Source organism: Cupriavidus sp. UME77, assembly GCF_014170355.1.
Lineage (GTDB): Bacteria > Pseudomonadota > Gammaproteobacteria > Burkholderiales > Burkholderiaceae > Cupriavidus > Cupriavidus basilensis.
On sequence record NZ_LZZU01000023.1, the window covers coordinates 1 to 22,630 of the forward strand.

General features: G+C 64.3%; 23 protein-coding genes, 1 other RNA gene and 1 pseudogene. 18 read left to right on the top strand and 7 right to left on the bottom strand.

What is annotated here, in order from left to right; all coding sequences use genetic code 11:
• Positions 1-90: pseudogene (locus A9975_RS10245) on the top strand (transcriptional regulator); the annotation flags it as partial.
• An 896-nt stretch (positions 91-986) separates the two neighbouring features.
• Here the strand turns inward: A9975_RS10245 and A9975_RS10250 are convergent.
• The gene (locus tag A9975_RS10250; RefSeq protein WP_183032600.1) at positions 987-1,445 is read right to left on the bottom strand and encodes an Lrp/AsnC family transcriptional regulator; all 459 of its coding nucleotides are present in this window, start codon (positions 1,443-1,445) and stop codon (positions 987-989) included.
• 60 nt (positions 1,446-1,505) lie between these two features.
• Entirely contained in the window at positions 1,506-2,102 is a 597-nt protein-coding gene (locus A9975_RS10255; RefSeq protein ID WP_183032601.1) for a cysteine dioxygenase family protein, read from the bottom strand.
• 174 nt (positions 2,103-2,276) lie between these two features.
• Here A9975_RS10255 and A9975_RS10260 point away from each other — a divergent pair, with 174 nt between their 5' ends.
• The 6 genes from A9975_RS10260 (at position 2,277) to A9975_RS10285 (ending at position 8,215) form a co-directional block, all read left to right on the top strand.
• Positions 2,277-3,248: a LysR family transcriptional regulator gene (locus A9975_RS10260; protein WP_174427441.1), complete on the top strand. Its 972-nt coding sequence runs from the start codon at positions 2,277-2,279 to the stop codon at positions 3,246-3,248.
• Between the two features lie 177 nt (positions 3,249-3,425).
• Positions 3,426-4,733 carry a Glu/Leu/Phe/Val dehydrogenase gene (locus A9975_RS10265; RefSeq protein ID WP_043343639.1) on the top strand — a complete coding sequence of 436 codons (1,308 nt, stop codon included), beginning with the start codon at positions 3,426-3,428 and terminating at the stop codon, positions 4,731-4,733.
• A 364-nt stretch (positions 4,734-5,097) separates the two neighbouring features.
• Complete coding sequence (locus A9975_RS10270) at positions 5,098-5,997, top strand: glutamate/aspartate ABC transporter substrate-binding protein (protein ID WP_150987958.1); 900 nt, start codon at positions 5,098-5,100, stop codon at positions 5,995-5,997.
• A 63-nt stretch (positions 5,998-6,060) separates the two neighbouring features.
• Positions 6,061-6,789 (top strand): amino acid ABC transporter permease, encoded by a 729-nt coding sequence (locus tag A9975_RS10275; protein WP_183032602.1) that lies wholly within the window; start codon positions 6,061-6,063, stop codon positions 6,787-6,789.
• 11 nt (positions 6,790-6,800) lie between these two features.
• Positions 6,801-7,484 (top strand): glutamate/aspartate ABC transporter permease GltK, encoded by a 684-nt coding sequence (gene gltK / locus A9975_RS10280; RefSeq protein WP_183032603.1) that lies wholly within the window; start codon positions 6,801-6,803, stop codon positions 7,482-7,484.
• Positions 7,481-8,215 (top strand): amino acid ABC transporter ATP-binding protein, encoded by a 735-nt coding sequence (locus A9975_RS10285; protein WP_174427443.1) that lies wholly within the window; start codon positions 7,481-7,483, stop codon positions 8,213-8,215. The genes gltK and A9975_RS10285 overlap by 4 nt, the downstream gene beginning before the upstream one ends.
• Before the next feature lie 148 nt (positions 8,216-8,363).
• Here the strand turns inward: A9975_RS10285 and A9975_RS10290 are convergent, their stop codons facing one another.
• A complete protein-coding gene (locus tag A9975_RS10290; RefSeq protein ID WP_043343649.1) occupies positions 8,364-9,194 on the bottom strand; it encodes a class II glutamine amidotransferase in 831 nt (276 codons plus the stop codon).
• 130 nt (positions 9,195-9,324) lie between these two features.
• Between A9975_RS10290 and A9975_RS10295 the strand changes: the two genes are divergently transcribed.
• The 5 genes from A9975_RS10295 (at position 9,325) to rnpB (ending at position 14,097) form a co-directional block, all read left to right on the top strand.
• Positions 9,325-10,413: a tartrate dehydrogenase gene (locus tag A9975_RS10295; protein ID WP_183032604.1), complete on the top strand. Its 1,089-nt coding sequence runs from the start codon at positions 9,325-9,327 to the stop codon at positions 10,411-10,413.
• The gene (locus A9975_RS10300; protein ID WP_370564314.1) at positions 10,410-11,750 is read left to right on the top strand and encodes a glycerate kinase; all 1,341 of its coding nucleotides are present in this window, start codon (positions 10,410-10,412) and stop codon (positions 11,748-11,750) included. Before A9975_RS10295 ends, A9975_RS10300 begins: the two co-directional genes overlap by 4 nt.
• Positions 11,751-11,796: 46 nt before the next feature.
• Positions 11,797-12,831 (top strand): dihydroorotase, encoded by a 1,035-nt coding sequence (gene pyrC, locus A9975_RS10305; protein WP_183032605.1) that lies wholly within the window; start codon positions 11,797-11,799, stop codon positions 12,829-12,831.
• Positions 12,832-12,851: 20 nt separating this feature from the next.
• Positions 12,852-13,712: a DUF3025 domain-containing protein gene (locus A9975_RS10310; protein ID WP_183032606.1), complete on the top strand. Its 861-nt coding sequence runs from the start codon at positions 12,852-12,854 to the stop codon at positions 13,710-13,712.
• 43 nt (positions 13,713-13,755) lie between these two features.
• An RNA gene (rnpB, locus tag A9975_RS10315) (RNase P RNA component class A) lies at positions 13,756-14,097 on the top strand.
• A gap of 83 nt (positions 14,098-14,180) precedes the next feature.
• Here rnpB and A9975_RS10320 read toward each other — a convergent pair.
• Complete coding sequence (locus tag A9975_RS10320) at positions 14,181-14,603, bottom strand: OsmC family protein (protein ID WP_174427447.1); 423 nt, start codon at positions 14,601-14,603, stop codon at positions 14,181-14,183.
• A 775-nt stretch (positions 14,604-15,378) separates the two neighbouring features.
• On the opposite strand from A9975_RS10320, the gene rplM reads away from it, so the two are divergent.
• From rplM to erpA, 5 genes are all read left to right on the top strand, one after another.
• Complete coding sequence (rplM, locus tag A9975_RS10325) at positions 15,379-15,807, top strand: 50S ribosomal protein L13 (protein ID WP_006156415.1); 429 nt, start codon at positions 15,379-15,381, stop codon at positions 15,805-15,807.
• Positions 15,808-15,818: 11 nt separating this feature from the next.
• Positions 15,819-16,211, top strand: coding sequence for a 30S ribosomal protein S9 (rpsI, locus tag A9975_RS10330; protein ID WP_006156414.1), 393 nt, complete (start codon positions 15,819-15,821; stop codon positions 16,209-16,211).
• Between the two features lie 270 nt (positions 16,212-16,481).
• A complete protein-coding gene (locus tag A9975_RS10335; RefSeq protein WP_183032607.1) occupies positions 16,482-17,231 on the top strand; it encodes a DUF6776 family protein in 750 nt (249 codons plus the stop codon).
• A 34-nt stretch (positions 17,232-17,265) separates the two neighbouring features.
• Complete coding sequence (locus A9975_RS10340; protein ID WP_174427448.1) at positions 17,266-17,679, top strand: polymer-forming cytoskeletal protein; 414 nt, start codon at positions 17,266-17,268, stop codon at positions 17,677-17,679.
• A 110-nt stretch (positions 17,680-17,789) separates the two neighbouring features.
• Positions 17,790-18,158: an iron-sulfur cluster insertion protein ErpA gene (gene erpA / locus A9975_RS10345; RefSeq protein ID WP_017225530.1), complete on the top strand. Its 369-nt coding sequence runs from the start codon at positions 17,790-17,792 to the stop codon at positions 18,156-18,158.
• A 74-nt stretch (positions 18,159-18,232) separates the two neighbouring features.
• On the opposite strand, the gene A9975_RS10350 is transcribed toward erpA, so the two are convergent.
• Complete coding sequence (locus A9975_RS10350) at positions 18,233-19,030, bottom strand: phytanoyl-CoA dioxygenase family protein (RefSeq protein ID WP_183032608.1); 798 nt, start codon at positions 19,028-19,030, stop codon at positions 18,233-18,235.
• A 93-nt stretch (positions 19,031-19,123) separates the two neighbouring features.
• On the opposite strand from A9975_RS10350, the gene A9975_RS10355 reads away from it, so the two are divergent.
• Positions 19,124-20,038 carry a LysR family transcriptional regulator gene (locus A9975_RS10355; RefSeq protein WP_183032609.1) on the top strand — a complete coding sequence of 305 codons (915 nt, stop codon included), beginning with the start codon at positions 19,124-19,126 and terminating at the stop codon, positions 20,036-20,038.
• Positions 20,039-20,064: 26 nt separating this feature from the next.
• Here A9975_RS10355 and A9975_RS10360 read toward each other — a convergent pair whose 3' ends face one another.
• The gene (locus A9975_RS10360; protein ID WP_183032610.1) at positions 20,065-21,207 is read right to left on the bottom strand and encodes an anhydro-N-acetylmuramic acid kinase; all 1,143 of its coding nucleotides are present in this window, start codon (positions 21,205-21,207) and stop codon (positions 20,065-20,067) included.
• A gap of 23 nt (positions 21,208-21,230) precedes the next feature.
• Positions 21,231-22,610 carry a M23 family metallopeptidase gene (locus tag A9975_RS10365; RefSeq protein WP_043343687.1) on the bottom strand — a complete coding sequence of 460 codons (1,380 nt, stop codon included), beginning with the start codon at positions 22,608-22,610 and terminating at the stop codon, positions 21,231-21,233.
• Positions 22,611-22,630: the final 20 nt, after the last annotated feature.

The following is a 22,630-nucleotide window of genomic DNA, read 5'->3' on the forward strand; positions in this document are numbered from 1 at the left end:
ATTCAGGGGGCTGAGCTGGCGGATGTTAGTTCTAGTTTTGCTATGGAGCAGATCAAGTACACGACGGCTTTGCCTTTGGATTATGCGTGATTGGGGTTGGTTGCTGTTTCATTGAGCGGCGATGGTTTTTGCACCCGCGGTGCCATATGACATCGCCCTGCGGGGTTGGTCTGCTGTTTCTTTGAGCGGTGTTGGTTTTTGCACCCAACAGCCGTACGACATCCCCCTGCGGGGGCTGCCGGTCACTCATCTTTGCGTCGGCAAAGAAGACTAACGAGAAGAAAGCCGACCCTGCCGGGGGCAGAGCAATCGGGCTTATGTGGGGTGGTGGTTGCGTCGTACGGCCCGGAGTGTTGGCGGGCATCTGCCGGTACCGGCTTGACTGCCCACGAATCTGCCAGCCTCCGGGATTCGTGGTGAGGCCCCCGGTAGCCGACATCACTTGCTTCAAGCCGTCTGTCGCTCGCGGAGCAACCGGCCACGAAGTTGCAGGCGCACCGGTTCCGTCGTGGGCGCGGTGGCACCGGCTTGATATGCCCAAGGCCTTGACCACCGCGCCCGCCCCACCACGAAACCATTGACGGGCGATGTGTCGTGATGGCGCGCGCCGGTAACGGCAGATTGGCGAACGGGCAAGGATTCCGCTACCGTGGGCCGCACCACGCATCCGGGGCAATAGCAGATTCGTGGCCGGTCCAGCCGGTACCGGCAGAAGCCCGCCAACACTCCGGGCCGTACGACGCAACCACCGCCCCACATAAGCCCTATTGCTCTGCCCCCGGCAGGGTCGGCTTTCTTCTCGTTAGTCTTCTTTGCCGACGCAAAGAAGAGTGACCGGCAGCCCCCGCAGGGGGATGTCGTACGGCTGTTGGGTGCAAAAACCAACACCGCTCAAAGAAACAGCAGACCAACCCCGCAGGGCGATGTCATATGGCACCGCGGGTGCAAAAACCATCGCCGCTCAATGAAACAGCAACCAACCCCAATCACGCATAATCCAAAGGCAAAGCCGTCGTGTACTTGATCTGCTCCATAGCAAAACTAGAACTAACATCCGCCAGCTCAGCCCCCTGAATCAGCTTCTTGTAGACCCGGTCATAGGCCGCGATATCCGGCACCACCACGCGCAGCAGGTAATCGGTATCCCCGGCCATGCGGTAGAACTCAGTCACCTCGGGGATCGAGGCGACCAGGTCATGAAAGGTCTTGAGCCATTTGGCGCTGTGCTGGCTGGTGCGGACCGAGACGAATACCGTCACGCCCACATTCAACAGCGCGGGGTCCAGCAGCGCCACGCGCTTGCGTATCACACCGCTCTCTTCCAGCTTCTGCACGCGCCGCCAGCACGGCGTGGAGGTGAGGCCTACCCGCTCGCCCAGCTCTGCCACCGGCACGGTGGCGTCTTCCTGGAGAGCGGCAAGTATCTGGCGGTCGTATCGGTCCATGGCAAATCCTGTTGGCGCGCAGCGTCGTCCGGGTGCCTGGCCACCCGCCACCCGCAAGACTCAGGCCGCGTCCACCAGCAGGTTCACACCGCTGCAGATGTGTTCCTGGTCCACCCCATAGATATGCAGCGACACGGCCACCGCGTCGCTGTCGTTGCCGAGCGCATGGATATGGCGCAGCCCAGCCGGCACGCTGAAGGTATCGCCCACCGTGCGCGTGATCTCGCCGCACGCATGCGCCTGCCGCGCTTGCGCGTCCCAGCGGTAGTGGCGCTCGTGCAGCGTGCCGCGCAGCACCCGGTAGGCGCACCAGGTCTGGTGTCCGTGCACCGGGCTGTGCTGCCCCGGCCGCCAGACGATCAGCATGGCGGAGAAGCGCGCCAGCGGATCGGCGTGTACCAGGTGGCGCACATAGCCCTCAGCCGAGCCTTCGCGCAGCGACTCCGGCAGCAGCGCCAGCAACGTGGCGGCGTCCGGAAGGCTGGCTTCGATGCCTTGCGCCACCATGCGCGCGCTGGCGGCAAAGGCGGACGACATGCCGTCGGACAGCGGGGCAAAGAGATCCGGCTGGCCGTCGGCCGTGTCGAGGGTGCCAAGGACGCCGGCGCTACGTGCGTGGCTGGCAATATCGGTAACGGCGGCTTGCTGGGTGGCCATGAAGGGCTCCTTGTTGGTTTGAGACCATCATAGCGTCCGTCCCGTAGCAAGCACGTGCATCTTGTCGTGCAAATTTGAGTGTAAGTGTAATCACATTCCAATAATATTCAACTGTGTAGAATATTATTCCTGATGGTGGCGAAACCGCGGGAAGCCGGTGGATAATGCCGCCTCATGGAAATCAAGTGGCTTGAAGACTTCGTCAGCCTGGCCGAGACGCACAGCTTCTCGCGCTCGGCCGAGCAGCGTCATGTGACGCAGCCCGCGTTCTCGCGCCGGATCCAGTCGCTGGAGTCCTGGGTGGGCACGGAGCTGATCGACCGCTCCAGCTATCCCACCAGCCTGACGCCGGCGGGCAAGGTGTTCTACGAGCAGGCCCTGGCCATGCTGGCGCAGGTCAGCGAGACTCGCGCGCTGATGCGGGGGCAGCGTTCGGCCAATGCCCAGGTGCTGGAATTCGCGGTGCCGCACACGCTGTCGCTGACGTTCTTCCCCGAATGGCTCAAGGCGGTGGAGCGCGAGATCGGCACGCTGCCGTGCCGGCTGCGTGCGCTCAACGTGCACGACGCCGTGCTGGCGCTGGTCGATGGCGGCTGCGATTTGGTGATGGTCTACCACCATGCGCGCCAGGCCATCCAGCTCGATCCCGCGCACTACGACATGATGGTGCTGGGCACCGAGCGGCTGTCGCCATACAGCGTGCCGGACGCCACCGGCAAGCCGCTGTACCGGCTGCCGGGCACGGACAAGAAGCCGGTGCCCTTCCTCAGCTATACGCCCAATGCCTTCCTCGGCCGCATGGTCGACATGCTGCTGTCAGAGACCACCGACGCGCTCAAGCTCGACAAATGCTACGAGACCGATATGGCCGAGGCGCTCAAGGTGATGGCGCTGTCCGGGCATGGCATGGCCTTCCTGCCGGAGAGCGCGGTGCGCGAGGAACTGGTCCAGCACCGGCTGGTGCGCGCGGAGGCCGCGCGCGGCGTGCCGTTGTCGATCGACATGGAAATCCGGCTTTACCGGGAGAAGCCGGGCGAACACGTCAACGAGCGGCGCAGTGCACAGGTTCGCAACAAGCGCCAGCTGGTGGAGCGCGTGTGGTCTTCGCTGGCAGCGCAGGCGTTGCCAGCACTGCCGAAACCATGAAGGCGCGCAACTGGTGCGCCGGGTACCCGGCCACATAGCCGGGAAGGTCGGCACGGGGCGCCATAGGCCCTTGGTCAAAGGTTATGCAAAGCATGCATAACGGGATAATCAAACGGCATTGGCTTCGGCGGGGCCGCCTCCCCTAAGCTGGCGGCACTTTCACACCGGAACCAAACGATGTCTTCCGCAGCGCCGTCCAATCCTGCCGTCAAGAACCACACCTTGCCTTCCTACCTGAACGCCGATGCGCTCGGGCCCTGGGGCATCTACCTGCAGCAGGTCGATCGTGTCACGCCTTACCTGGGCTCGCTGGCCCGCTGGGTCGAGACCCTGAAGCGCCCCAAGCGTGCGCTGGTGGTGGACGTGCCGATCGAGATGGATAACGGCACCATTGCCCACTTCGAAGGCTATCGCGTGCAGCACAATATGTCGCGCGGCCCGGGCAAGGGCGGCGTGCGCTTCCACCAGGACGTGACCTTGTCGGAAGTGATGGCCCTGTCGGCCTGGATGTCGGTCAAGAACGCCGCGGTCAATGTGCCGTACGGCGGCGCCAAGGGCGGTATCCGCGTCGATCCGCGCACGCTCTCGCGCTCGGAGCTGGAGCGCGTCACGCGCCGCTATACCAGCGAAATCAACTTCATCATCGGGCCCAACAAGGACATCCCGGCGCCCGACGTCAACACCAATGAACAGGTGATGGCATGGATGATGGACACCTACTCGATGAATTCCGGCAGCACCGCCACCGGCGTGGTGACCGGCAAGCCGATCTCGCTGGGCGGCTCCCTGGGTCGCCGCGAGGCAACCGGCCGCGGCGTGTTCGTGGTGGGTTCCGAGGCGGCGCGCAACCTCGGCCTTGAGATCAAGGGCGCACGCATTGCCGTGCAGGGCTTTGGCAATGTCGGCGCCGTGGCCGCCAAGCTGTTCCATGAGGCTGGCGCCAAGGTGGTGGCGGTGCAGGACCACCGCACCGCGCTGTACAACCCGGCTGGCCTGGACGTGCCCGCCATGATGGAATATGCCTCGCACAGTGGCACCATCGAAGGTTTCCAGGGCGAGACCATCTCCGCCGAGCAATTCTGGCAGGTGGATTGCGAAATCCTGATCCCGGCCGCGCTGGAAGGCCAGATCACAGCCCAGAACGCGCCCCACATCAAGGCACGCATGGTCATCGAAGGTGCGAACGGCCCGACCACGCCTGAAGCCGACGACATCCTGCGCGAGCGCAATATCCTGGTGGCGCCCGACGTCATCGCCAATGCTGGCGGCGTAACTGTCTCGTATTTCGAATGGGTACAGGACTTTTCCAGCTTCTTCTGGACCGAAGAGGAAATCAACCAGCGCCTGGTACGAATCATGCAAGAGGCATTCCGGGCGATCTGGCAGGTCGCTCAGGACAACAAGGTTACCTTGCGCACGGCCGCCTTCATCGTGGCGTGCACGCGGATTCTTCAGGCGCGCGAAATGCGTGGTCTCTATCCCTGATGCCTGACGCGGCTTGGCGCCGCAGCGTCGCTACCTGGCGATGCTGCAGCGCAACAAGCCTATCCAGGATTGGTAACGCGGCTGCCGGGCTTCCCGGCAGCCGCGTTGTCGTATGCGCTCGCTGCCCCCGCACGCCAGGGGGCTCCCGTGCTGGCGAGGCGTTGCCGCAAGGCCCGGCCCGACGCGTTGGCGCAACGGCTTACGGCAGTGGAGGCATACCTCGTTTGCCTTGCAAACCATGCCTTGGATGGCGCTGTTAGGGGAAAAACCCGTTGTCTTGAGTGCTTGCCTGCGCAATACTATTTCGTCGGCGGGTGGTTTTTTGTTAGAGTCCCGCCTTTCTCTTCATGGTCAAGGAGATGTTATGAATGTTGCCAAGTTGGCTTCCCTGATGATTGCTGCTGGCGTGCTGTGCGGTACCGCGCAAGCTGCCGAGCAACTGACGGGCACGCTGCAGAAGATCAAAGACACCGGTGTGATTACGCTTGGCGTTCGTGAGTCGTCGATTCCGTTCAACTACAACCTCGGCGGCGTGCGCCAGGTCGGCTATTCCTACGACATCAATGTCAAGATCGTGGAAGCGATCAAGGATCAGCTGAAGCTGCCGAACCTGCAGGTCAAGGAAATCCCGATCACCTCGCAGAACCGCATCACCCTGCTGCAGAACGGCACCATCGACATCGAGTGCGGCTCGACCACCAACAACCTCGAGCGCCAGAAGCAAGCATCGTTTACCACCAGCATCTTCATCATCGGCACCCGCATCATGGTGAAGAAGGATGGCGGCATCAAGGACTGGGCCGACCTCAAGGGCAAGAACGTGGTGACGACCGCCGGCACCACCTCGGAACGCCTGCTGCGCAAGATGAACGATGACCAGAAGCTGGGCATGAACATCATCAGCACCAAGGACCATGGCCAGTCGTTCCTGACGCTGGAATCGGGCCGCGCCGTCGCCTTCATGATGGACGATGCGCTGCTGTACGGCGAACGCGCCAAGGCCAAGAACCCGGCCGACTGGATCGTGGTGGGCAAGCCGCAATCGCGCGAATCGTATGGCTGCATGATCCGCAAGGACGATGCACAGTTCAAGAAGCTGTCGGACACCGTGATCACGGGCATGATGAAGGATGGCTCGATCAACACGCTGTACACCAAGTGGTTCCAGCAGCCGGTCCCGCCCAAGGGCCTGAACCTGGACTTCCCGCTGTCGGAAGACATGAAGGCTCTGTTCAAGACGCCGAACGACAAGGCACTCGACTGATACTGGGATTCCGGTTGTGTGAAACGGAAGGCATGTCCTTCCGTTTCTTTTTGAGGACACATCATGAACTACAGCTGGCATTGGGGTGTATTCCTCGAACAAGCGGCCCAGAACGAGACCTACCTGGACTGGATGATTTCCGGCCTGAAGGTCACCATTGCACTCGGGCTCTCGTCGTGGATCATCGCCCTCATCATCGGCTCCGTGCTCGGCGTGCTGCGCACGGTGCCCAACAAGTGGCTGTCCGGCCTGGCCGCGACCTACGTCGAGATCTTCCGTAATATTCCGCTGCTGGTGCAGTTGTTCATCTGGTATTTCGTCATGCCCGAGCTGTTGCCCGGCGGCGAGTCGTTCAAGCAGATGAACCCGTTTGCCCAGCAGTTCCTGGCAGCCGTGCTGTGCCTGGGCACCTTTACCGCGGCCCGGGTCTGCGAGCAAGTGCGCTCCGGGATCAACTCGCTGCCGCCCGGCCAGCGCAACGCCGGCCTGGCGATGGGTTTCACGCTGGCCCAGACTTACCGCTATGTGCTATTGCCGATGTCGTTCCGCGTCATCGTGCCGCCGCTGACCTCTGAGTTCCTGAACATCTTCAAGAACTCCGCCGTGGCGTCGACCATCGGGCTGCTGGAGCTGGCGGCGCAGGGGCGCCAACTGGTGGACTACACGGCGCGCCCGTATGAGTCCTTCATTGCGGTGACCATCATGTACGCGCTGATCAATATCGTGGTCATGCTGCTCATGCGCTGGGTCGAAGGCCGCACCCGCGTGCCCGGCTTCATCGGCGGCAAGTAAGAGGACACGTCATGGCATATACATTCGATTTCAGCTCGATCAACGCGACCACGCTGGAAGTGCTGGGCGAGGGGATGCTGGTCTCGCTCAAGATCACCGTCACCGCGGTGGTGGTCGGCATCGTCTGGGGCACCATCCTGGCGATGATGCGGCTGTCCTCCATCAAGCCGCTGAACTGGTTCGCGCAGGGCTACGTCACCATCTTCCGGTCGATTCCGCTGGTGATGGTGCTGTTGTGGTTCTTCCTGATCATCCCGCAGCTGCTGCAAAAGACGTTCAACCTGTCGCAGGCATCCGACCTGCGCATGACCTCGGCGCTGATTGCCTTTGCCTTGTTCGAGGCGGCGTACTATTCGGAGATCATCCGCGCGGGTATCCAGAGCGTGTCGCGCGGGCAGATGTTCGCCGCGCAGGCCATGGGCATGACCTACGGGCAGTCGATGCGGCTGGTGATCCTGCCGCAGGCCTTCCGCAACATGGTGCCGCTGCTGCTCACGCAAGGCATCATCCTGTTCCAGGATACGTCGCTGGTCTACGTGAGCGCGCTGGCGGACTTCTTTGGCCAGGCCTACGGTATCGGCGAGCGTGACGGCCGCATCGTGGAGATGCTGCTGTTCGCCGGGCTGGTGTATTTCATTATCTGTTTCTCCGCATCGCTGCTGGTCAAGCGTTACCAGAAAAAGGTGGCCGTATGATTGAAATCAATAACGTCTCCAAGTGGTATGGCGCCTTCCAGGTGCTGACCGATTGCACCACCAAGGTCGCCAAGGGCGAAGTTGTGGTGGTGTGCGGCCCCTCGGGCTCGGGCAAGTCGACGCTGATCAAGACCGTCAACGCGCTGGAGCCCTTCCAGAAGGGCGACATCACGGTGGACGGCACCTCGGTGGGCTCGCCCAAGACCAACCTGCCCAAGCTGCGTTCGCGCGTGGGCATGGTGTTCCAGAACTTCGAGCTGTTTCCCCACCTGTCGATCACCGAGAACCTGACCATCGCGCAGATGAAGGTGCTCGGCCGCTCGAAGGAAGAGGCAACGGCGAAGGGCCTGAAGTACCTGGATCGCGTGGGCCTCAAAGCCCAGGCGGCCAAGTTCCCGGGCCAGCTGTCGGGCGGCCAGCAGCAGCGCGTGGCAATTGCCCGCGCGCTGTCGATGGACCCGATCTGCATGCTGTTCGATGAGCCGACCTCCGCGCTGGACCCGGAGATGGTCAACGAAGTGCTGGACGTGATGGTGCAGCTGGCGCAGGAAGGCATGACCATGATGTGCGTGACCCACGAAATGGGTTTCGCGCGCAAGGTCGCCAACCGGGTGATCTTCATGGACCAGGGCAAGATCGTCGAGGACTGCGCCAAGGAAGAGTTCTTCGGCAATATCGATGCGCGCTCCGAGCGGGCCAGGCAGTTCCTGTCGAAGATCCTGCATCACTGATGCGGGCCCCGCCGCCCCGATGGGCGGCAGGATGCAAAAAGGGACGCCTCGGCGTCCCTTTTTGTTTGGCGCGTGGCGCTGCCGCAGACAGTACAAGTGGATCGGCCACGGCCGCGCCACGACGCCAGAATCCTTTTGAAATGGCCTCTTAGGTGCAGGCGCTGTTGGCCGCGTTCTTGGCCTGGACTTCCGGCGGGATCGGCACGGTCAGCGTCATCACCGAGCGGCCTTCCTCGAACATCATCAGCTCGCCGGGCGCGAAGGCGGTCCAGGTTTCGTTGTCGGTCAGTGGCGCGGTGGCGATCACCGCCACGCGGTCGTCGGGCGTGGTGACCTGGGCGAAATCGATCGACAGATCGGCATCGATCAGGTGGGCGGTGGAGAAGGGCCACTGGCGCACGATGTAGTACAGGCGCGTGGAGCAGTGGGAGAACAACGCCTGGCCATTGGACAGCAGGTAGTTGAACACGCCGTGCTGCGTGATCTCGCGCGTGATGTCCGCCAGCGCGTGGCACAGCTCGTTGAGCGGCGGCTGCGAGCCGGGGAAGCGCTTGCGCAGCCCCTGCATCAGCGTGCAGAAGGCGAGTTCACTATCGGTGTCGCCGACCGGCTGGTAGACCCCCGACAGGAAAGGCGAGAAGTCCTTCAGGTCGCCGTTGTGGGCGAAGATCCAGTGCCGCCCCCACAGCTCGCGCATGAAGGGATGGCAGTTCTCCAGCCGCACCGTGCCCTGGGTCGCCTTGCGGATATGGGAGATGACGTTCTTGGACTTGATCGGGTAACGCTTGACCAGCTCAGCCACGGGCGAGGTGCCGGCGGACTGGTTGTCGATGAACAGGCGGCAGGCCTTGTCCTCGAAGAACGCCACGCCAAAGCCATCGGCATGGTGATCCGTGACGCCGCCGCGTGCGGCGAAGCCGGTAAAGGAAAACGTCACGTCGGTCGGCGTGGCGCAGTTCATGCCGAGCAGCTGGCACATGGCGGGCACCGGACCGGCAGCGGGCTGCCGGATTGCAATAGAATGCTCCATTATCCGGCCTGCCCGGGTTATCTGCCAAGCGCAGCGCGTTTTTCCCCGATTCCAATACCATTCAGCGGGCCCTCGAGACATGAGCAAATACAAGATCGCAGTCATCCCCGGCGATGGCATCGGCACCGAAGTGATGCCTGAGGGCCTGCGCGTGATGGACGCCGCCGCGCGCCGGTTCGGCATCGACATGCAGTTCGATCACTTCGATTTCTCCAGCTGCGACTATTACGCCCGCCACGGCAAGATGCTGCCGGACGACTGGTTCGACACCCTGGTCAAGTACGACGCCATCTACTTCGGCGCGGTGGGCTGGCCGGACGCCGTGCCTGACCATGTCTCGCTGTGGGGCTCGCTGCTGCAGTTCCGGCGCTCCTTCGACCAATACGTCAACCTGCGCCCGGTGCGGCTGATGCCCGGTATCCGCAGCCCGCTGGTGGACCGCGACGGCAATGCGCGCAAACCGGGCGACATCGATTTCTACGTCGTGCGCGAGAACACCGAGGGCGAGTACTCCAGCATCGGCGGGCGCATGTTCCCCGGCACCGACCGCGAGGTGGTGATCCAGGAAACGGTGATGACGCGCACGGGCGTGGACCGCATCCTCAAGTTCGCCTTCGAGCTGGCGCAAAAGCGTCCGGCCAGGCATCTGACCTCGGCCACCAAGTCCAACGGCATCTCCATCACCATGCCGTACTGGGACGAGCGGGTGGAGGCCATGGCTACCCACTACCCCGGCGTGAAGGTGGACAAGTACCACATCGACATCCTCACCGCGCACTTCGTCCAGCATCCAGACTGGTTCGACGTGGTGGTTGCCAGCAACCTGTTCGGCGACATCCTGTCCGACCTGGGCCCGGCCTGCACCGGCACCATCGGCATCGCGCCCTCGGGCAATATCAACCCGGACCGGACCTTCCCCAGCCTGTTCGAGCCCGTGCACGGCTCCGCGCCGGACATCGCCGGGCGCGGCGTGGCCAACCCGATCGGCCAGATCTGGTGTGGCGCCATGATGCTGGAGCATCTGGGCCAGCCGGAAGCCGGTGCGGCCGTGCTGGGTGCCATCGAGAAGGTGCTGTCGGCCGGGCCGGAGCATGCCCCGCTGACCCGCGACATTGGCGGCAAGGCGGGCACGGCGGACCTGGGCCAGGCCATCGCGCAAGCGCTGTGAGCACGGCCGCCCAACCTTTGCCGGCCACCGCGGCCGACGCGCGCGCCCTGCTGCTCGATAGCTTCCATGCCGCGGTGGCCGCAGCGGATCCGCTGCGCATCGTGGCGGATCACCTGCCGCCGCCCCAGGCTGGCGGGCGCACCCTGGTGGTAGGCGCCGGCAAGGCTGCGGCCTCGATGGCGCTGGCCGTGGAGCGGGCGTATGCCAGCCAGAACAGTGCGGTGCGGCTCGACGGGCTGGTGGTGACGCGCTACGCCCACGGCCTGCCGACCGAACATGTGCGCGTGATAGAGGCCGGCCACCCGGTGCCGGACGAGGCTGGCGAGCGCGCCGCGGCCGAGATCCTGGCGCGGGCGGGCGAGCTCGGGCCGCAAGACAGGCTGATCGTGCTGGTGTCAGGCGGCGGTTCCAGCCTGCTGTCGCTGCCGGCCGAGGGCATCGCCATGGCGGACCTCAAGGCCACCACGCAGGAACTGCTGCGCTGCGGCGCTCCCATTACGGACATGAATATCGTGCGCAAGCACCTGTCGCGCATCCAGGGCGGGCGCCTCGCCCAGGCCTGCCGCGCGCCGGTGACCACGCTGATCGTGTCTGACGTGGCCGGGGACGACCCCAGCGCGATCGCCTCCGGCCCCACCGTGCCAGACGCCAGTACCTACGCTGATGCCCTGGCGGTCCTGCGCCGCTACGGTGCGGTGGTCCCGCCGGTGGTGCAGGCGCACCTGGAGCGCGGTGCGCGCGGCGAAGTGGCGGAAACGCCCAAGCCCGGCGATCCACTGTTCGCGCGGGTTGAGAATCGTGTGATCGCCACCGCCCACGGCAGCCTGATGGCGGCAGCGGATCACTTCCGCGCGCGCGGCATCCAGCCGGTGGTGCTGGGCGACACGGTGACCGGCGAGGCGCAGGAAGTTGCCCGGGTCTACGCGGCGCTGGTGCGTGAGATACGCGCGTACAATGCGCCATTCGCGGTGCCCGTGGTGCTGATTTCCGGTGGTGAATGCACCGTCACGTTGCCGCAGGGCGGCAGCGGGGCGGCTGGGAAGCCCCGTGGCGGCAGGTGCTCGGAGTTCCTGCTGTCGCTCGCCCTGGAGCTGGATGGCGTTGATAATGTGTACGCCATCGCGGCGGACACCGACGGCATCGATGGCTCCGAGGACAATGCCGGCGCGTTGCTGGACCCGTCCACGCTCGCGCGTGCGCAGGCTGCCGGTGCACCGGCGCGCGCCCGGCTCGATGCGCATGATGCCTGGGGCTTCTTCGAAGCCGCCGGCGACCTCGTGGTGACGGGCCCCACGCGGACCAATGTGAATGACTACCGCGCCATCCTGATTCTGTAATCCCTGATAAGCGCCAGCCGCGACTGCCGGCCGGCCCCCGAAAGCCATGACCCAGACTCTCACCATTACCCGCCCGGACGACTGGCACCTGCACCTGCGCGACGGCACGGCCCTCGCCGCCGTCCTGCCGGATACCGCCCGCCAGTTCGCCCGCGCCATCATCATGCCCAACCTGAAGCCGCCCGTGACCACGGTGGCGCAGGCCGCGGCCTACCGCGACCGCATCCTGGCCGCGCTGCCGGCGGGCATGGCGTTCGAGCCGCTGATGACGCTGTACCTGACCGACAAGACCACCGCCGAGGAAATCGTCGCTGCCAAGGCCAGCGGCTTCGTGCACGGGGTCAAGCTGTATCCGGCCGGCGCCACCACCAACAGCGATGCCGGCGTGACCGACCTGCGCCACTGCGCGGCAGCACTGGAAGCCATGCAGCGCGTGGGCCTGCCGCTGCTGGTGCACGGCGAAGTGACCGATCCGGCGATCGATATCTTCGACCGCGAAGCCGTCTTCATCGACAAGGTCATGACGCCGCTGCGCCGCGACTTCCCGGCGCTCAAGGTGGTGTTCGAGCACATCACCACCAAGGATGCGGCCGAGTACGTGCGCGACGCGCAAGGCCCCGTCGCCGCCACCATCACTGCGCATCACCTGCTGTACAACCGCAACGCCATCTTCACCGGCGGCATCCGCCCGCACTATTACTGCCTGCCTGTGCTCAAGCGCGAGACCCACCGCGAAGCCCTGGTGGCCGCGGCCGTGTCCGGCAGCGAGCGCTTCTTCCTCGGCACAGACAGCGCGCCGCACGCGCGCGGGCTGAAGGAACATGCCTGTGGCTGCGCCGGCTGCTATACCGGGCTGCACGCCATGGAACTCTACGCCGAGGCCTTCGAAGCCGCCGATGCCCTGGACAAGCTGGAAGCCTTCGCCAGCTTCAACGGCCCGGCGTTCTATGGCCTGCCGCGCAATAGCGGCACGCTCACCCTGGTCCGCGAGGCGTGGGAGCTGCCGGCCGAACTGCCGTATGGCGACACCACGCTGGTGCCGCTGCGCGGCGGCGAAACGCTGCATTGGAAGGCCCGCTAAGCCGCGCTGGCGAAGTGGAAGTGCAAACTGAAAGCCAGGTCCGGCTGGCGCTGGTTGCTGCGGTGGCGCAGATCGACTGGGCGCAGCCGTGGTTCCGGCCGTTCGCCACCATCGGCTCTGCGCTGGACGGCGCGCTGCGAGGCGGCGCCGACCTGCGCGCCGTCCTCAGCGAAGTGGCCACGCAGCGCGCGCTGCGCAATGCCCGCGGCGTGCCGCTGCGTTTCGTTGCGCAAGCCGAACTGCCCGCTGGCAAGGCCTACGAGGCACATATTTACGCCACCGGCGCCGTGCCGACGCGCGACAACCTGCACGATTTCTTCAATGCGCTCATCTGGCTGCATTTTCCCCGTTCCAAGCGCGTGCTGAACCGGCTCCAGGCCCACGCGATCGCAGTGGCAGGCGTGCAGAGCCGCCGTGGCAGCCTGCGCGATGCCGCGACCTTGTTCGACGAGAACGCCATCCTGTTCCTGAGTGCCGACAGTGGCCTGGAGTCCGTTTTGCGCGGTTTTGGCTGGGAGCACCTGTTCGTGGCGCGGCGGGATGTCTGGGACGGTAGCGAGCATGCCGGCAGCCGTGACAGTACCGCCCGCTGCAGCGTGGTGCCCTTCGGACACGCCCTGCTGGAGAAGCTGGTGCGGCCCTATAAGGCCCTGACCGCACATGCATGGCCGCTCGCCGTCCCGCCGGCTGCAGGCGCCGCGCTCCCCGGCTCGCTTGACGACTCCGTGTGCGCCTCGCTCGAAGCGGCCGAGCTGCACAGCGGCCGCTTTGCGCCGTTGCCGGTGCTGGGCATTCCCGGCTGGTGCGAAGCCAATCGCGATCCGGCCTACTACGCGGATACCACGGTGTTTCGTCGCGGGCGCCGCGCGCAGGCCGCATGAGGGGGGCCGGTTCGTGGCCAAACGGTGTTAGACTGCGGGCCGCAAAGCAGGCCAGACAATCGCTGCTTGCACCCTCGTGGTGCAAGGGGAGGAAAGTCCGGACTCCATAGGGCAGGGTGTTGGCTAATAGCCATCCACGGCAACGTGCGGAATAGGGCCACAGAGACGAGTCTTGCCATCGGGTTCGCCCGATGGGAAGGGTGAAACGCGGTAACCTCCACCTGGAGCAATCCCAAATAGGCAGGCATTGAGGCGGCCCGCTGAGCCTGCGGGTAGGGAGCTTGAGCCGGTCGGTAACGACCGGCCTAGAGGAATGATTGTCACGTGCCGGCAACCGCAAGGAAGCCGGCACGCACAGAATCCGGCTTATCGGCCTGCTTTGCTTCTGATTCCTTAGTGTTGGCGCGCATCCATCCCAATCGGGGGCGCCACCGCCCGCTCCCCCAGGGCTGGTCAGGCGCCAGGCGCCTACACCTCTACAATTTCCATCGTGTGCGTGATCTGCGCCGTCTTGGCCAGCATGATCGAGGCCGAGCAATACTTGTCGTGCGACAGGTGGATGGCACGCTCGACCGCACCGGGGTTCAGGTTGCGCCCGCTCACCGTGAAATGGAAGTTGATCTTGGTGAAAACCTTCGGGTCTTCGCTGGCGCGCTCCGCTTGCAGCTTCACGCTGCAGCCGCGCACATCCTGCCGGCTCTTCTTCAGGATCAGCACCACGTCATAGGCGGTGCAGCCGCCGGTGCCCAGCAGAACCATTTCCATCGGACGCGGGGCCAGGTTGTGGCCGCCGCCCTCAGGCGCACCGTCCATCGCCACGATATGGCCACTGCCCGTCTCGGCCACGAAGCTCATGCCGTCGGTGCCCATCCAAGTTACTTTGCATTCCATTTTGTTCGATCCTGCGTTCTAGTGAGTGCGTATTCGATCATGAACACGCGATTTCAAAGCTTGCTTTTTGAGTATAGGCCACCTAGCCAGAAGCGCCGTAACTCGACATTTTTCTCGAAAACTGAAGCTTTCTTCTAAGATGACAGTGCTGTGACAGTGCTGTTCATTCTTAAGTCATTGATTTTATTGTATAAAAAGCATTCCTGTATCTCCTCATTTTTTTTCACAATACGGAATGTCATTTCGCACTGCAAATTTCCTTGCGCCGGGAGAGCGCTCATGTATAATTTGAATCATTGAACGACGGCGCACAACACGGCGCAGAGTGCGAAAGCGAATCGGGTGGTTTCAGCCACATTCGCCGGCTCGCACCGCGATCCAGCCCCGTCGATCTCCCGGTGTCTCCTCCACCCTCCTCCTTTGGTGGATTCAAACCCAAGCTCAATAGCTTGGGTTTTTTTTATTCTGCGCAAGCCGGGCCCGATGCACATCCCGCCGCGAAGTGCTACGAAGTGCCCTATGGATTGCTTCTATGCTGTTTGCTGCCATTCTGGATGGCGAGCAGAACACGGAGTGGCACCATCTTGGCGTTCCTTCCTAACTTTCCTTGTGCTCAGGCCTCAGTCCGCAGTATACTCGTAGGCTTTTCCGTCATGCCCGCGGGAAGGAATTCAGGGAGAGCCTGCACATACAAGCAGGAAGGTCAGATCCTAAGGGTCGGCCGACGACGTAAAGTCAATGTTTCGGGCAGGTTCTACAAGTCTCAGGAAAAATCATGAAGACCTTTTCCGCAAAGCCTGCAGAGGTTAAGCGCGACTGGTACGTGATTGACGCGACGGACAAAGTCCTCGGCCGTGTTGCCAGCGAAGTGGCACGCCGACTGCGCGGCAAGCACAAGCCGGAATTTACTCCGCACGTCGACACGGGTGATTACATCATCATCGTCAACGCAGGCAAGCTGCGTGTCACGGGTACCAAAGAAACCGACAAGAAGTACTATCGTCACTCGGGTTACCCGGGCGGCATTTACGAAACGACGTTCGGTAAGATGCAGCAACGTTTCCCGGGCCGCGCCCTGGAAAAAGCTGTGAAGGGCATGTTGCCGAAGGGCCCGCTGGGCTATGCGATGATCAAGAAGCTGAAGGTTTACGCCGAAGCCGAGCATCCGCATGAAGCGCAGCAGCCTAAAGCGCTGGAAATCTAAGGGGGCCATCCATGATCGGAAATTGGAATTACGGTACTGGCCGCCGCAAGAGCGCAGTGGCTCGGGTCTTCATCAAGTCGGGCAAGGGCGATATCATCGTCAATGGCAAGCCCATCAATGAGTATTTCGCTCGCGAAACCTCGCTGATGATCGTGCGCCAGCCGCTCGAACTGACTGCCAACGCACAGACCTTCGACATCAAGGTCAACGTCACTGGCGGCGGTGAAACGGGTCAAGCCGGCGCAGTGCGCCACGGCATCACCCGTGCACTGATCGACTACGATGCCACCCTGAAGCCGTCGCTGTCCAAGGCCGGTTTCGTCACGCGCGATGCGCGTGAAGTGGAACGTAAGAAGGTCGGTTTCCACAAGGCGCGTCGTCGGAAGCAATTCTCGAAGCGTTAATGTGTGTTCGGCGGGTCCGGTTCAACCGGATCTGGCCGTTCAGAAAAAACCGCACGGTTCGCCGTGCGGTTTTTTTTCGCCGCTAGCGCCCGTGAAGGTGCGCGCAATGGTGTGCAACGGCAGGCTATCACCACGTTTTACAAATACTTTGCATCTCCCCGGATACAATCCCTGCTCTTGCCGCCCGGAGAACCCGACCATGATGCATTGGATGCGATGGCCTGCCGAGCCGCCCCGCGCCCGCCTGCCGGTGCCGGGCGTCCGCGGCGCATGAAGTATCGCGTGCTGCGCCCGCGCCGGGGCTCGCTATCCGGGAGCCTGGCGGTGCGTTCGCATCTGCCATGGCCGCTGCGCGTGCTGGGCGCCGCCGCGGTGCTCGTCGTCGTGCTCGTGGTGGTGGTGGTCGCCGCGCGTTGGGCGTACGACGCTGGCCGGCGGCTGGCTGGTGCGCCGGATAGGACGGCGGAAAACAAGGCGCTGCGCGAGCAGGTGGCGGCGATGACGGCTCAGCAAGAGCGCTTGCAGGCAGTGGCCAACACAGCCGAGGCGCAGTTGCAGATGGCCCGCAGCGCCCAGGAGGCGCTGGCCGGGCAGTTGAAGACGGCGGAAGGCGAGGTCGCCCAGCTCAAGGAAGACCTGGCATTTTTTGAGGGTCTGCTCCCGGCCAGCGGCAATACGTCCGGCATCCATGTGCGGAGTTTTCGCGTGGGTCTTGATGAAGCCGACCCGCTGAAGATGCACTATCGATTGCTGATAATGCAGGGTGGATCCAAGGCTTTTTCATCCTTGCCGGAGTTCCGCGGTGAGTTACAGTTGGTCGTTTCGCTGATGCGGGATGGCAAGCCGGTCACTTTGAGCCTGCCGGAAAATGGCGCCGGTTCGTTGCCTGGCCTGCGGGTCACGCATTACCAGCGGATCGAAGGTGCCTTTGCGCTGCCTGCCGGCGCCACGGTGCGGGCGGTCACGGTACGAATTTTGCAAAACGGTCAGTTGCGCGCAACCCAGACGGCCATGCCGTAAGGGTGCGCTGGGCCAGCAACGAAAAAAGGGACCTATGTTGTTTTCCAAGAAGAAAGGCTTGTCGATCGATACCCTGATTGGCCAGCACAGCGTGATCCAGGGCGACCTGACGTTTTCGGGTGGCCTGCGCCTGGATGGCCGGGTACGCGGCAACGTGACGGCGGCTGCCGACCAGGCGAGCATGCTGGTCATCAGCGAAAAAGGCGTGGTCGAGGGCGAAGTCCGGGTCGGGCACCTGATTCTCAACGGCACGGTCACCGGGCCTGTGCACGCGACCGAGCTGCTGGAGCTGCAACCGCACGCCCGCGTGCAGGGCGAGGTGCACTACGCCGCGCTGGAGATGCACCAGGGGGCATTGGTGGAGGGCCGCCTCGTGCCGCTCGGCAATGCGCAACCCAAGGCCCTGCCCAATCTGGTGCTGGCATCCGGCACGCAAGAATCCGCCTGATACGGCACCCGTGGCGTGATTGCACCAACAGAACCCCTTGAATTCACGGGGTTTCGGCACGATCTTCCCGGAGCGCTTAAAATACAGGCGTATCTACATAGGAGAACCCCATGAACGCAGTCGCAGAGGCACCCGTTACCGAGGACATGCCGGCCCCGTTCGTCTTTACTGACAGCGCTGCCGACAAGGTCAAGCAGTTGATCGAGGAAGAGGGCAATGCCGATCTGAAACTGCGCGTGTTCGTGCAGGGCGGCGGCTGTTCCGGCTTCCAGTATGGCTTCACCTTCGACGAAGAGGTGAACGAGGACGACACCACGCTGGACAAGAATGGCGTCACGCTGTTGATCGACTCGATGAGCTACCAGTATCTGGTGGGCGCCGAGATCGATTACAAGGAAGACATCAACGGCGCACAGTTCGTGATCAAGAACCCGAACGCAAGTACCACCTGCGGTTGCGGCTCTTCGTTCTCGGTATAAGGCTCGCAAGGGCGCCGCGGCTTCCGACAGGTTCTCGCGGCAGTAAAAAAGCGCACTTTGGTGCGCTTTTTTATTTATGCCTCCCGGCGCCAGACCACCGGGAACCAGTCTTCGCGCATCCGTTCGCCGCTGGCCAGGCCGATTCCGGGGAAGGGCGGCGAGGTGCGGCCCGGCCGCTCCAGATAGCGCACGTCATCGCCCAGGAAGCGTGCCGAGAAGGCGCGGCGCCGCCCCGTCCCGGTATTGCCCGCGGCACCATGTACCGTGCGGAAGTCGAACACCACGGCATCGCCCGGCTCCAGCTCCGGTATCAGGATTGCGTGGCTGCCGTCATCCAGATCCGGCATCTCCATGAACTGGTCGCTGCCAGCATAGAAGTTCTCATTGCTGGCCCAGCGCTTGGGCCTGACCAGTTTGGGCCAGCGGTGCGAGCCCAGCACCACGCGCAAGGTATTGGCGGTGGTGACAGGGTCCAGTGGGATCCAGTAGCTCGCGGTCTGCAGGCCATCCACGCAGTAGTAGGGCAGGTCCTGGTGCCACGGCGTGGGCTTTGCCGTGCCCGGTTCCTTGACCAGGATATGCTCGTGGAACACCTGGACGGCCTCGGCCCGCATGATGTGGCCGGCGATGGCTGCGGCCGGTGAGCGTCGGATGAAGTCGGCGAACGGCTGGATGCGCTCCCAGTTGCAGTAATCCTCGAAAAAGCGGCCGCGCTCACCGCTGCCGACGTTCTCGATGGCAAAAGGGCCCGGCCTCGCGAGATTTTGCTCGAATCCTTCGCGCAGCGGCGTCACCCAATCGGTGAAGGCGCCGCGCAATACCAGGGCGCCGTCGCGCTGGTAGGTCTCGATTTCGGCTGCGGTGATGTGCATGAGGGTCCCGTGGATGGCTGGCTTGGGACGAGTATCGGGGGCAGGGTGGCAATAGGAAAAGAATATATTTCCTATGCTGTAGTATAGGAAATCATGATTGGATTCTCCTTCCGCCAGCTCGAGTACTTTGTCGCGGCCGCCGAGCATGGCAGCATCAGCGCGGCTGCCCGCGCGCGCCACGTATCGCAGCCTTCCGTGTCGCAGGCCGTGGCGCAGCTCGAGCAAACGCTGGGCGAGACCCTGTTTCGCCGCCAGGTCAGTCGCGGGCTGGAGCTGACGCCGGCTGGCCAGCGCCTGCTGGGCCGCGCCCGCGACATCCTGGCGCTGGCCGCCGGCCTGGCAACCGATGGCGTGGACCAGGCACAGGCGCGCGGCCTCAGCGGGCAACTGTCGCTGACGTGCTTCCAGGATCTTGGCGCCTACTTCGCGCCGCGGCTGCTGGCCGGCTTCCGGCGGCTGCATCCGCATGTTGCCGTGACGCTGTTCGAGGCCGACCTGGCCACGGTGCATCGCACGCTCGCTGCCGGCAAGGCGGAACTGGCGCTGACCTACGATCTCGGCTTCGACCAGCGCATTGCGCGCTGGGTACTTGCCCGGCTTGCGCCCTACGCGCTGCTGCACCCCGGCCACGCGCTGGCCGTCCAGCCAAGCGTGAGCCTGCAAGACCTGGCCGGCGAACGGCTGATCCTGGAGGATATTGCGCAAACACGTGAGTACTTCCTCTCGCTGTTCTGGGCGCACGGCTTGCGCCCGCAGTTGCACCAGTACACGCAGACCTTCGAGATGCAGCGCGGTCTGGTGGCGCACGGTTATGGCGTGGCGCTCTCATGCACGCGCCCGGCAGGCGACCACAGCTATGACGGGCAGCCCATCGTTTGCTTGCCGCTGCGCGAGGCCGTGACGCCGCAGCGCGTGGTGCTGGCGCGTTCGCCGGCCATGCGGCCATCGCCCGTTGCGCAAGCGTTCATCCAGTGGGTTTGCGAGGCAGGCCACGCCGAGCCGGCGTGAGGGTGGCGAGCCGTTGCGAGCCTTTGCTATCGAGGGTAGAGCGCACCCAAGACACGCGGGCCGGCCGCGCCGGTGACGGTAGGCACATTGCCCGGTGCCCGGCGCAGCATCTGCCGCGCCAGCCAGGCAAAAGCGATGCCCTCCACCTGCGATACGGGAACGCCCAGTTCGTCAGAGCTTTGCACCGCGACCGCGGGCAGCGCCTGCGCCAGCAATGCCATCACCAGGTGGTTGCGGGCGCCGCCGCCGCACACGATCAGCCGCGCCGCGTCGGGTGCATGCTGGCTGACATCGCGGGCGATGGCCCCGGCGGTCAGCGCGGCCAGCGTGGCCTGCACGTCGGCGGGATCGACTGCCGTGCCGTGCTCGGAAAGATGATTTTCCAGCCAGGCGGGATGGAACAGGTCGCGGCCCGTGCTCTTGGGCGGGGCCACGCTGAAATAGGGCTCGGCCAGCAGGCGCGCCAGCAGCGCCTGGTCGACCTTGCCGCTGGCGCCCCAGGCACCGTCGGCGTCGTAGGCCAGGCCATGATGCCGGTCGATCCAGTAATCGAGCAGCACGTTGCCCGGGCCGCAGTCAAAGCCGGTGACCGGCCGCGCCGCGCCGCCTGCGCTGGCGGCGGGCAGCACGCTGATATTGGAGATCCCGCCGATATTGCAGGCCACCCGCGTCTGCTCGGCGTCGCCGAACAGCGCTTGGTGCACCGCCGGTACCAAGGGTGCGCCCTGGCCGCCGGCCGCCACGTCGCGGCTGCGGAAATCCGCCACCACGTCAATGCCCGTCAACTCGGCCAGCAGCGCGGGTTGCTGGCTCTGGCGAGTATAGCCGATGCCGTCGTACAAGCCGGGCCGATGGCGAACGGTCTGGCCGTGCGCACCGATTGCCGCGATGGCGTCCGGCGCCAGCCCGGCATCGCGCAGCAGGGTTGCCACGCAAGTGGCATAGACGCGCGCCAGCCCATTGGCGGCCAGCGCCTCGCGGTGGATTTCGTCTTCGCCGGGCTGCTGCAGCGCGCTGAACGCGTCGCGCAGCTCTGCCGGGAAGGGCTGGAAAGCCGCCGCCAGCACCGTGGGCCGTGGCCCCGAGAAATCGACCAGCACGCCATCCGCGCCGTCCATGCTGGTGCCGGACATGATGCCGATAAAGCAGTCTGGGGACGAAGTTGGCATGCTGGGCGCTCGGGCTTGATGGATCAATTGCTGGCCGAAGCCACGTTGTAGGTACGCAGCGCGTTGATGCGGCTGAGCATCTCGCTGGTATAGCTCAGGAACTGCTGGCGCGCCGGGCCGGACAGCGCGGGCGTGTCGAGCGCGGCGATGGCCAGCGGGTTCAACGGCACATCGTTGACGCGGAACTCGTAGTGCAGGTGCGGGCCAGTGGCCCAGCCGGTCTGGCCGACGTAGCCAATGACCTCGCCTTGCGACACATGCTGCCCGCGCTTCATCGTGGCAAAGCCGGACAGGTGCGCGTAGTAGGTGGAGTAGCCGCTATGGTGCTTGAGGATGACGATGTTGCCGTAGCCATTCTGCTGGCCGACAAACTCGACTTCGCCGTCGCCGGTGGCCATCACCTTGGTGCCCGTAGGTGCGGCAAAGTCCACACCCTTGTGCTGCGCCCAGTGATGGTGCAGCGGATGGTCACGCCCGCCGAAGCCCGACGACACGCGCGAGAACTCCACCGGCGAGCGCAGGAACGGCCGCTTCATGCTGCGCCCGTCAAAGGTGTAGTACGCGCCCTGCTTGCTGCCTTCCGGTGCGTACCAGAGCGCCTGGTGCAACTGGTTGTGGTTGATCAGCTCGACCGCCATCACGCGCCCGTTGCGCACGAACGCGCCGTCGCGAAAGCCCGCTTCGTAGACGATGCGGAAGCGGTCTCCGCTGGTGATGTCATGGTGGAAATCGATCACGCCGGAGAAGATCGAGAGCATCTGCTGGACGATCTCGTCGGGCACATTGGCCGCGTCCATGGCTTTGAAGAAGCCACCCGAGGCAATGGCGCCGGACAGCATCTCGTAGTGCAGCTCGTTCTTCACCGACTGCACGCGGGCCTTGTAGACCGGATCGGCAGGATCGCCCGCGCGTTCGATCACCAGTTCGCGGGAGGCGTTTGCGTCACCGCCGAGGTTGGCTTGCAGCGACACCAGCAGGTTGTTCTCGTCGACCTCGGCCTGCACCGTCTGGCCGGGATTGAGGTCGAACAGGCCGCGCGCGGTGGTGTTGCGCCGGATAAAGGCCTGCGCATCGGGGTCGTCCACGCCGAGCCGCTTGAGCAGGCTGGCAATGGTGTCGCCGCGCTGCATGCGCTCTTCGCGCACAAAGGTGGCGTCGGTTTCGGTAAGCTGTTCGAGTTGCGTGCGCAGATCGGGCAGGCGTATCGCCTCCCGGACACGCGGAGCCTGGGGGTCGTCGAAGGCGCTACGGGGAGCCACGCCCATGGCGGCTGCCATGCCCAGCGTGAACACCGTACCCACCGCCGCTGTCAACTGCTTGCGCCGACGGGCGTGCAGGGCATTGGTAGGATCGACCAGAACCACCAGCTCCCGCGCGAAAACTTCGCGGAGTCTGGACCACATCACGTAAAATTCACTCTTTG

What these genes read in the sequence shown, in the direction of transcription:
- A9975_RS10250 (WP_183032600.1), bottom strand. Translation starts at nt 1,445, where the DNA reads ATGGACCGATACGACCGCCAGATACTTGCCGCTCTCCAGGAAGACGCC.
- A9975_RS10255 (WP_183032601.1), bottom strand. Translation starts at nt 2,102, where the DNA reads ATGGCCACCCAGCAAGCCGCCGTTACCGATATTGCCAGCCACGCACGT.
- A9975_RS10260 (WP_174427441.1), top strand. Translation starts at nt 2,277, where the DNA reads ATGGAAATCAAGTGGCTTGAAGACTTCGTCAGCCTGGCCGAGACGCAC.
- A9975_RS10265 (WP_043343639.1), top strand. Translation starts at nt 3,426, where the DNA reads ATGTCTTCCGCAGCGCCGTCCAATCCTGCCGTCAAGAACCACACCTTG.
- A9975_RS10270 (WP_150987958.1), top strand. Translation starts at nt 5,098, where the DNA reads ATGAATGTTGCCAAGTTGGCTTCCCTGATGATTGCTGCTGGCGTGCTG.
- A9975_RS10275 (WP_183032602.1), top strand. Translation starts at nt 6,061, where the DNA reads ATGAACTACAGCTGGCATTGGGGTGTATTCCTCGAACAAGCGGCCCAG.
- gltK (WP_183032603.1), top strand. Translation starts at nt 6,801, where the DNA reads ATGGCATATACATTCGATTTCAGCTCGATCAACGCGACCACGCTGGAA.
- A9975_RS10285 (WP_174427443.1), top strand. Translation starts at nt 7,481, where the DNA reads ATGATTGAAATCAATAACGTCTCCAAGTGGTATGGCGCCTTCCAGGTG.
- A9975_RS10290 (WP_043343649.1), bottom strand. Translation starts at nt 9,194, where the DNA reads ATGTGCCAGCTGCTCGGCATGAACTGCGCCACGCCGACCGACGTGACG.
- A9975_RS10295 (WP_183032604.1), top strand. Translation starts at nt 9,325, where the DNA reads ATGAGCAAATACAAGATCGCAGTCATCCCCGGCGATGGCATCGGCACC.
- pyrC (WP_183032605.1), top strand. Translation starts at nt 11,797, where the DNA reads ATGACCCAGACTCTCACCATTACCCGCCCGGACGACTGGCACCTGCAC.
- A9975_RS10320 (WP_174427447.1), bottom strand. Translation starts at nt 14,603, where the DNA reads ATGGAATGCAAAGTAACTTGGATGGGCACCGACGGCATGAGCTTCGTG.
- rplM (WP_006156415.1), top strand. Translation starts at nt 15,379, where the DNA reads ATGAAGACCTTTTCCGCAAAGCCTGCAGAGGTTAAGCGCGACTGGTAC.
- rpsI (WP_006156414.1), top strand. Translation starts at nt 15,819, where the DNA reads ATGATCGGAAATTGGAATTACGGTACTGGCCGCCGCAAGAGCGCAGTG.
- A9975_RS10335 (WP_183032607.1), top strand. Translation starts at nt 16,482, where the DNA reads ATGAAGTATCGCGTGCTGCGCCCGCGCCGGGGCTCGCTATCCGGGAGC.
- A9975_RS10340 (WP_174427448.1), top strand. Translation starts at nt 17,266, where the DNA reads ATGTTGTTTTCCAAGAAGAAAGGCTTGTCGATCGATACCCTGATTGGC.
- erpA (WP_017225530.1), top strand. Translation starts at nt 17,790, where the DNA reads ATGAACGCAGTCGCAGAGGCACCCGTTACCGAGGACATGCCGGCCCCG.
- A9975_RS10350 (WP_183032608.1), bottom strand. Translation starts at nt 19,030, where the DNA reads ATGCACATCACCGCAGCCGAAATCGAGACCTACCAGCGCGACGGCGCC.
- A9975_RS10355 (WP_183032609.1), top strand. Translation starts at nt 19,124, where the DNA reads ATGATTGGATTCTCCTTCCGCCAGCTCGAGTACTTTGTCGCGGCCGCC.
- A9975_RS10360 (WP_183032610.1), bottom strand. Translation starts at nt 21,207, where the DNA reads ATGCCAACTTCGTCCCCAGACTGCTTTATCGGCATCATGTCCGGCACC.
- A9975_RS10365 (WP_043343687.1), bottom strand. Translation starts at nt 22,610, where the DNA reads ATGTGGTCCAGACTCCGCGAAGTTTTCGCGCGGGAGCTGGTGGTTCTG.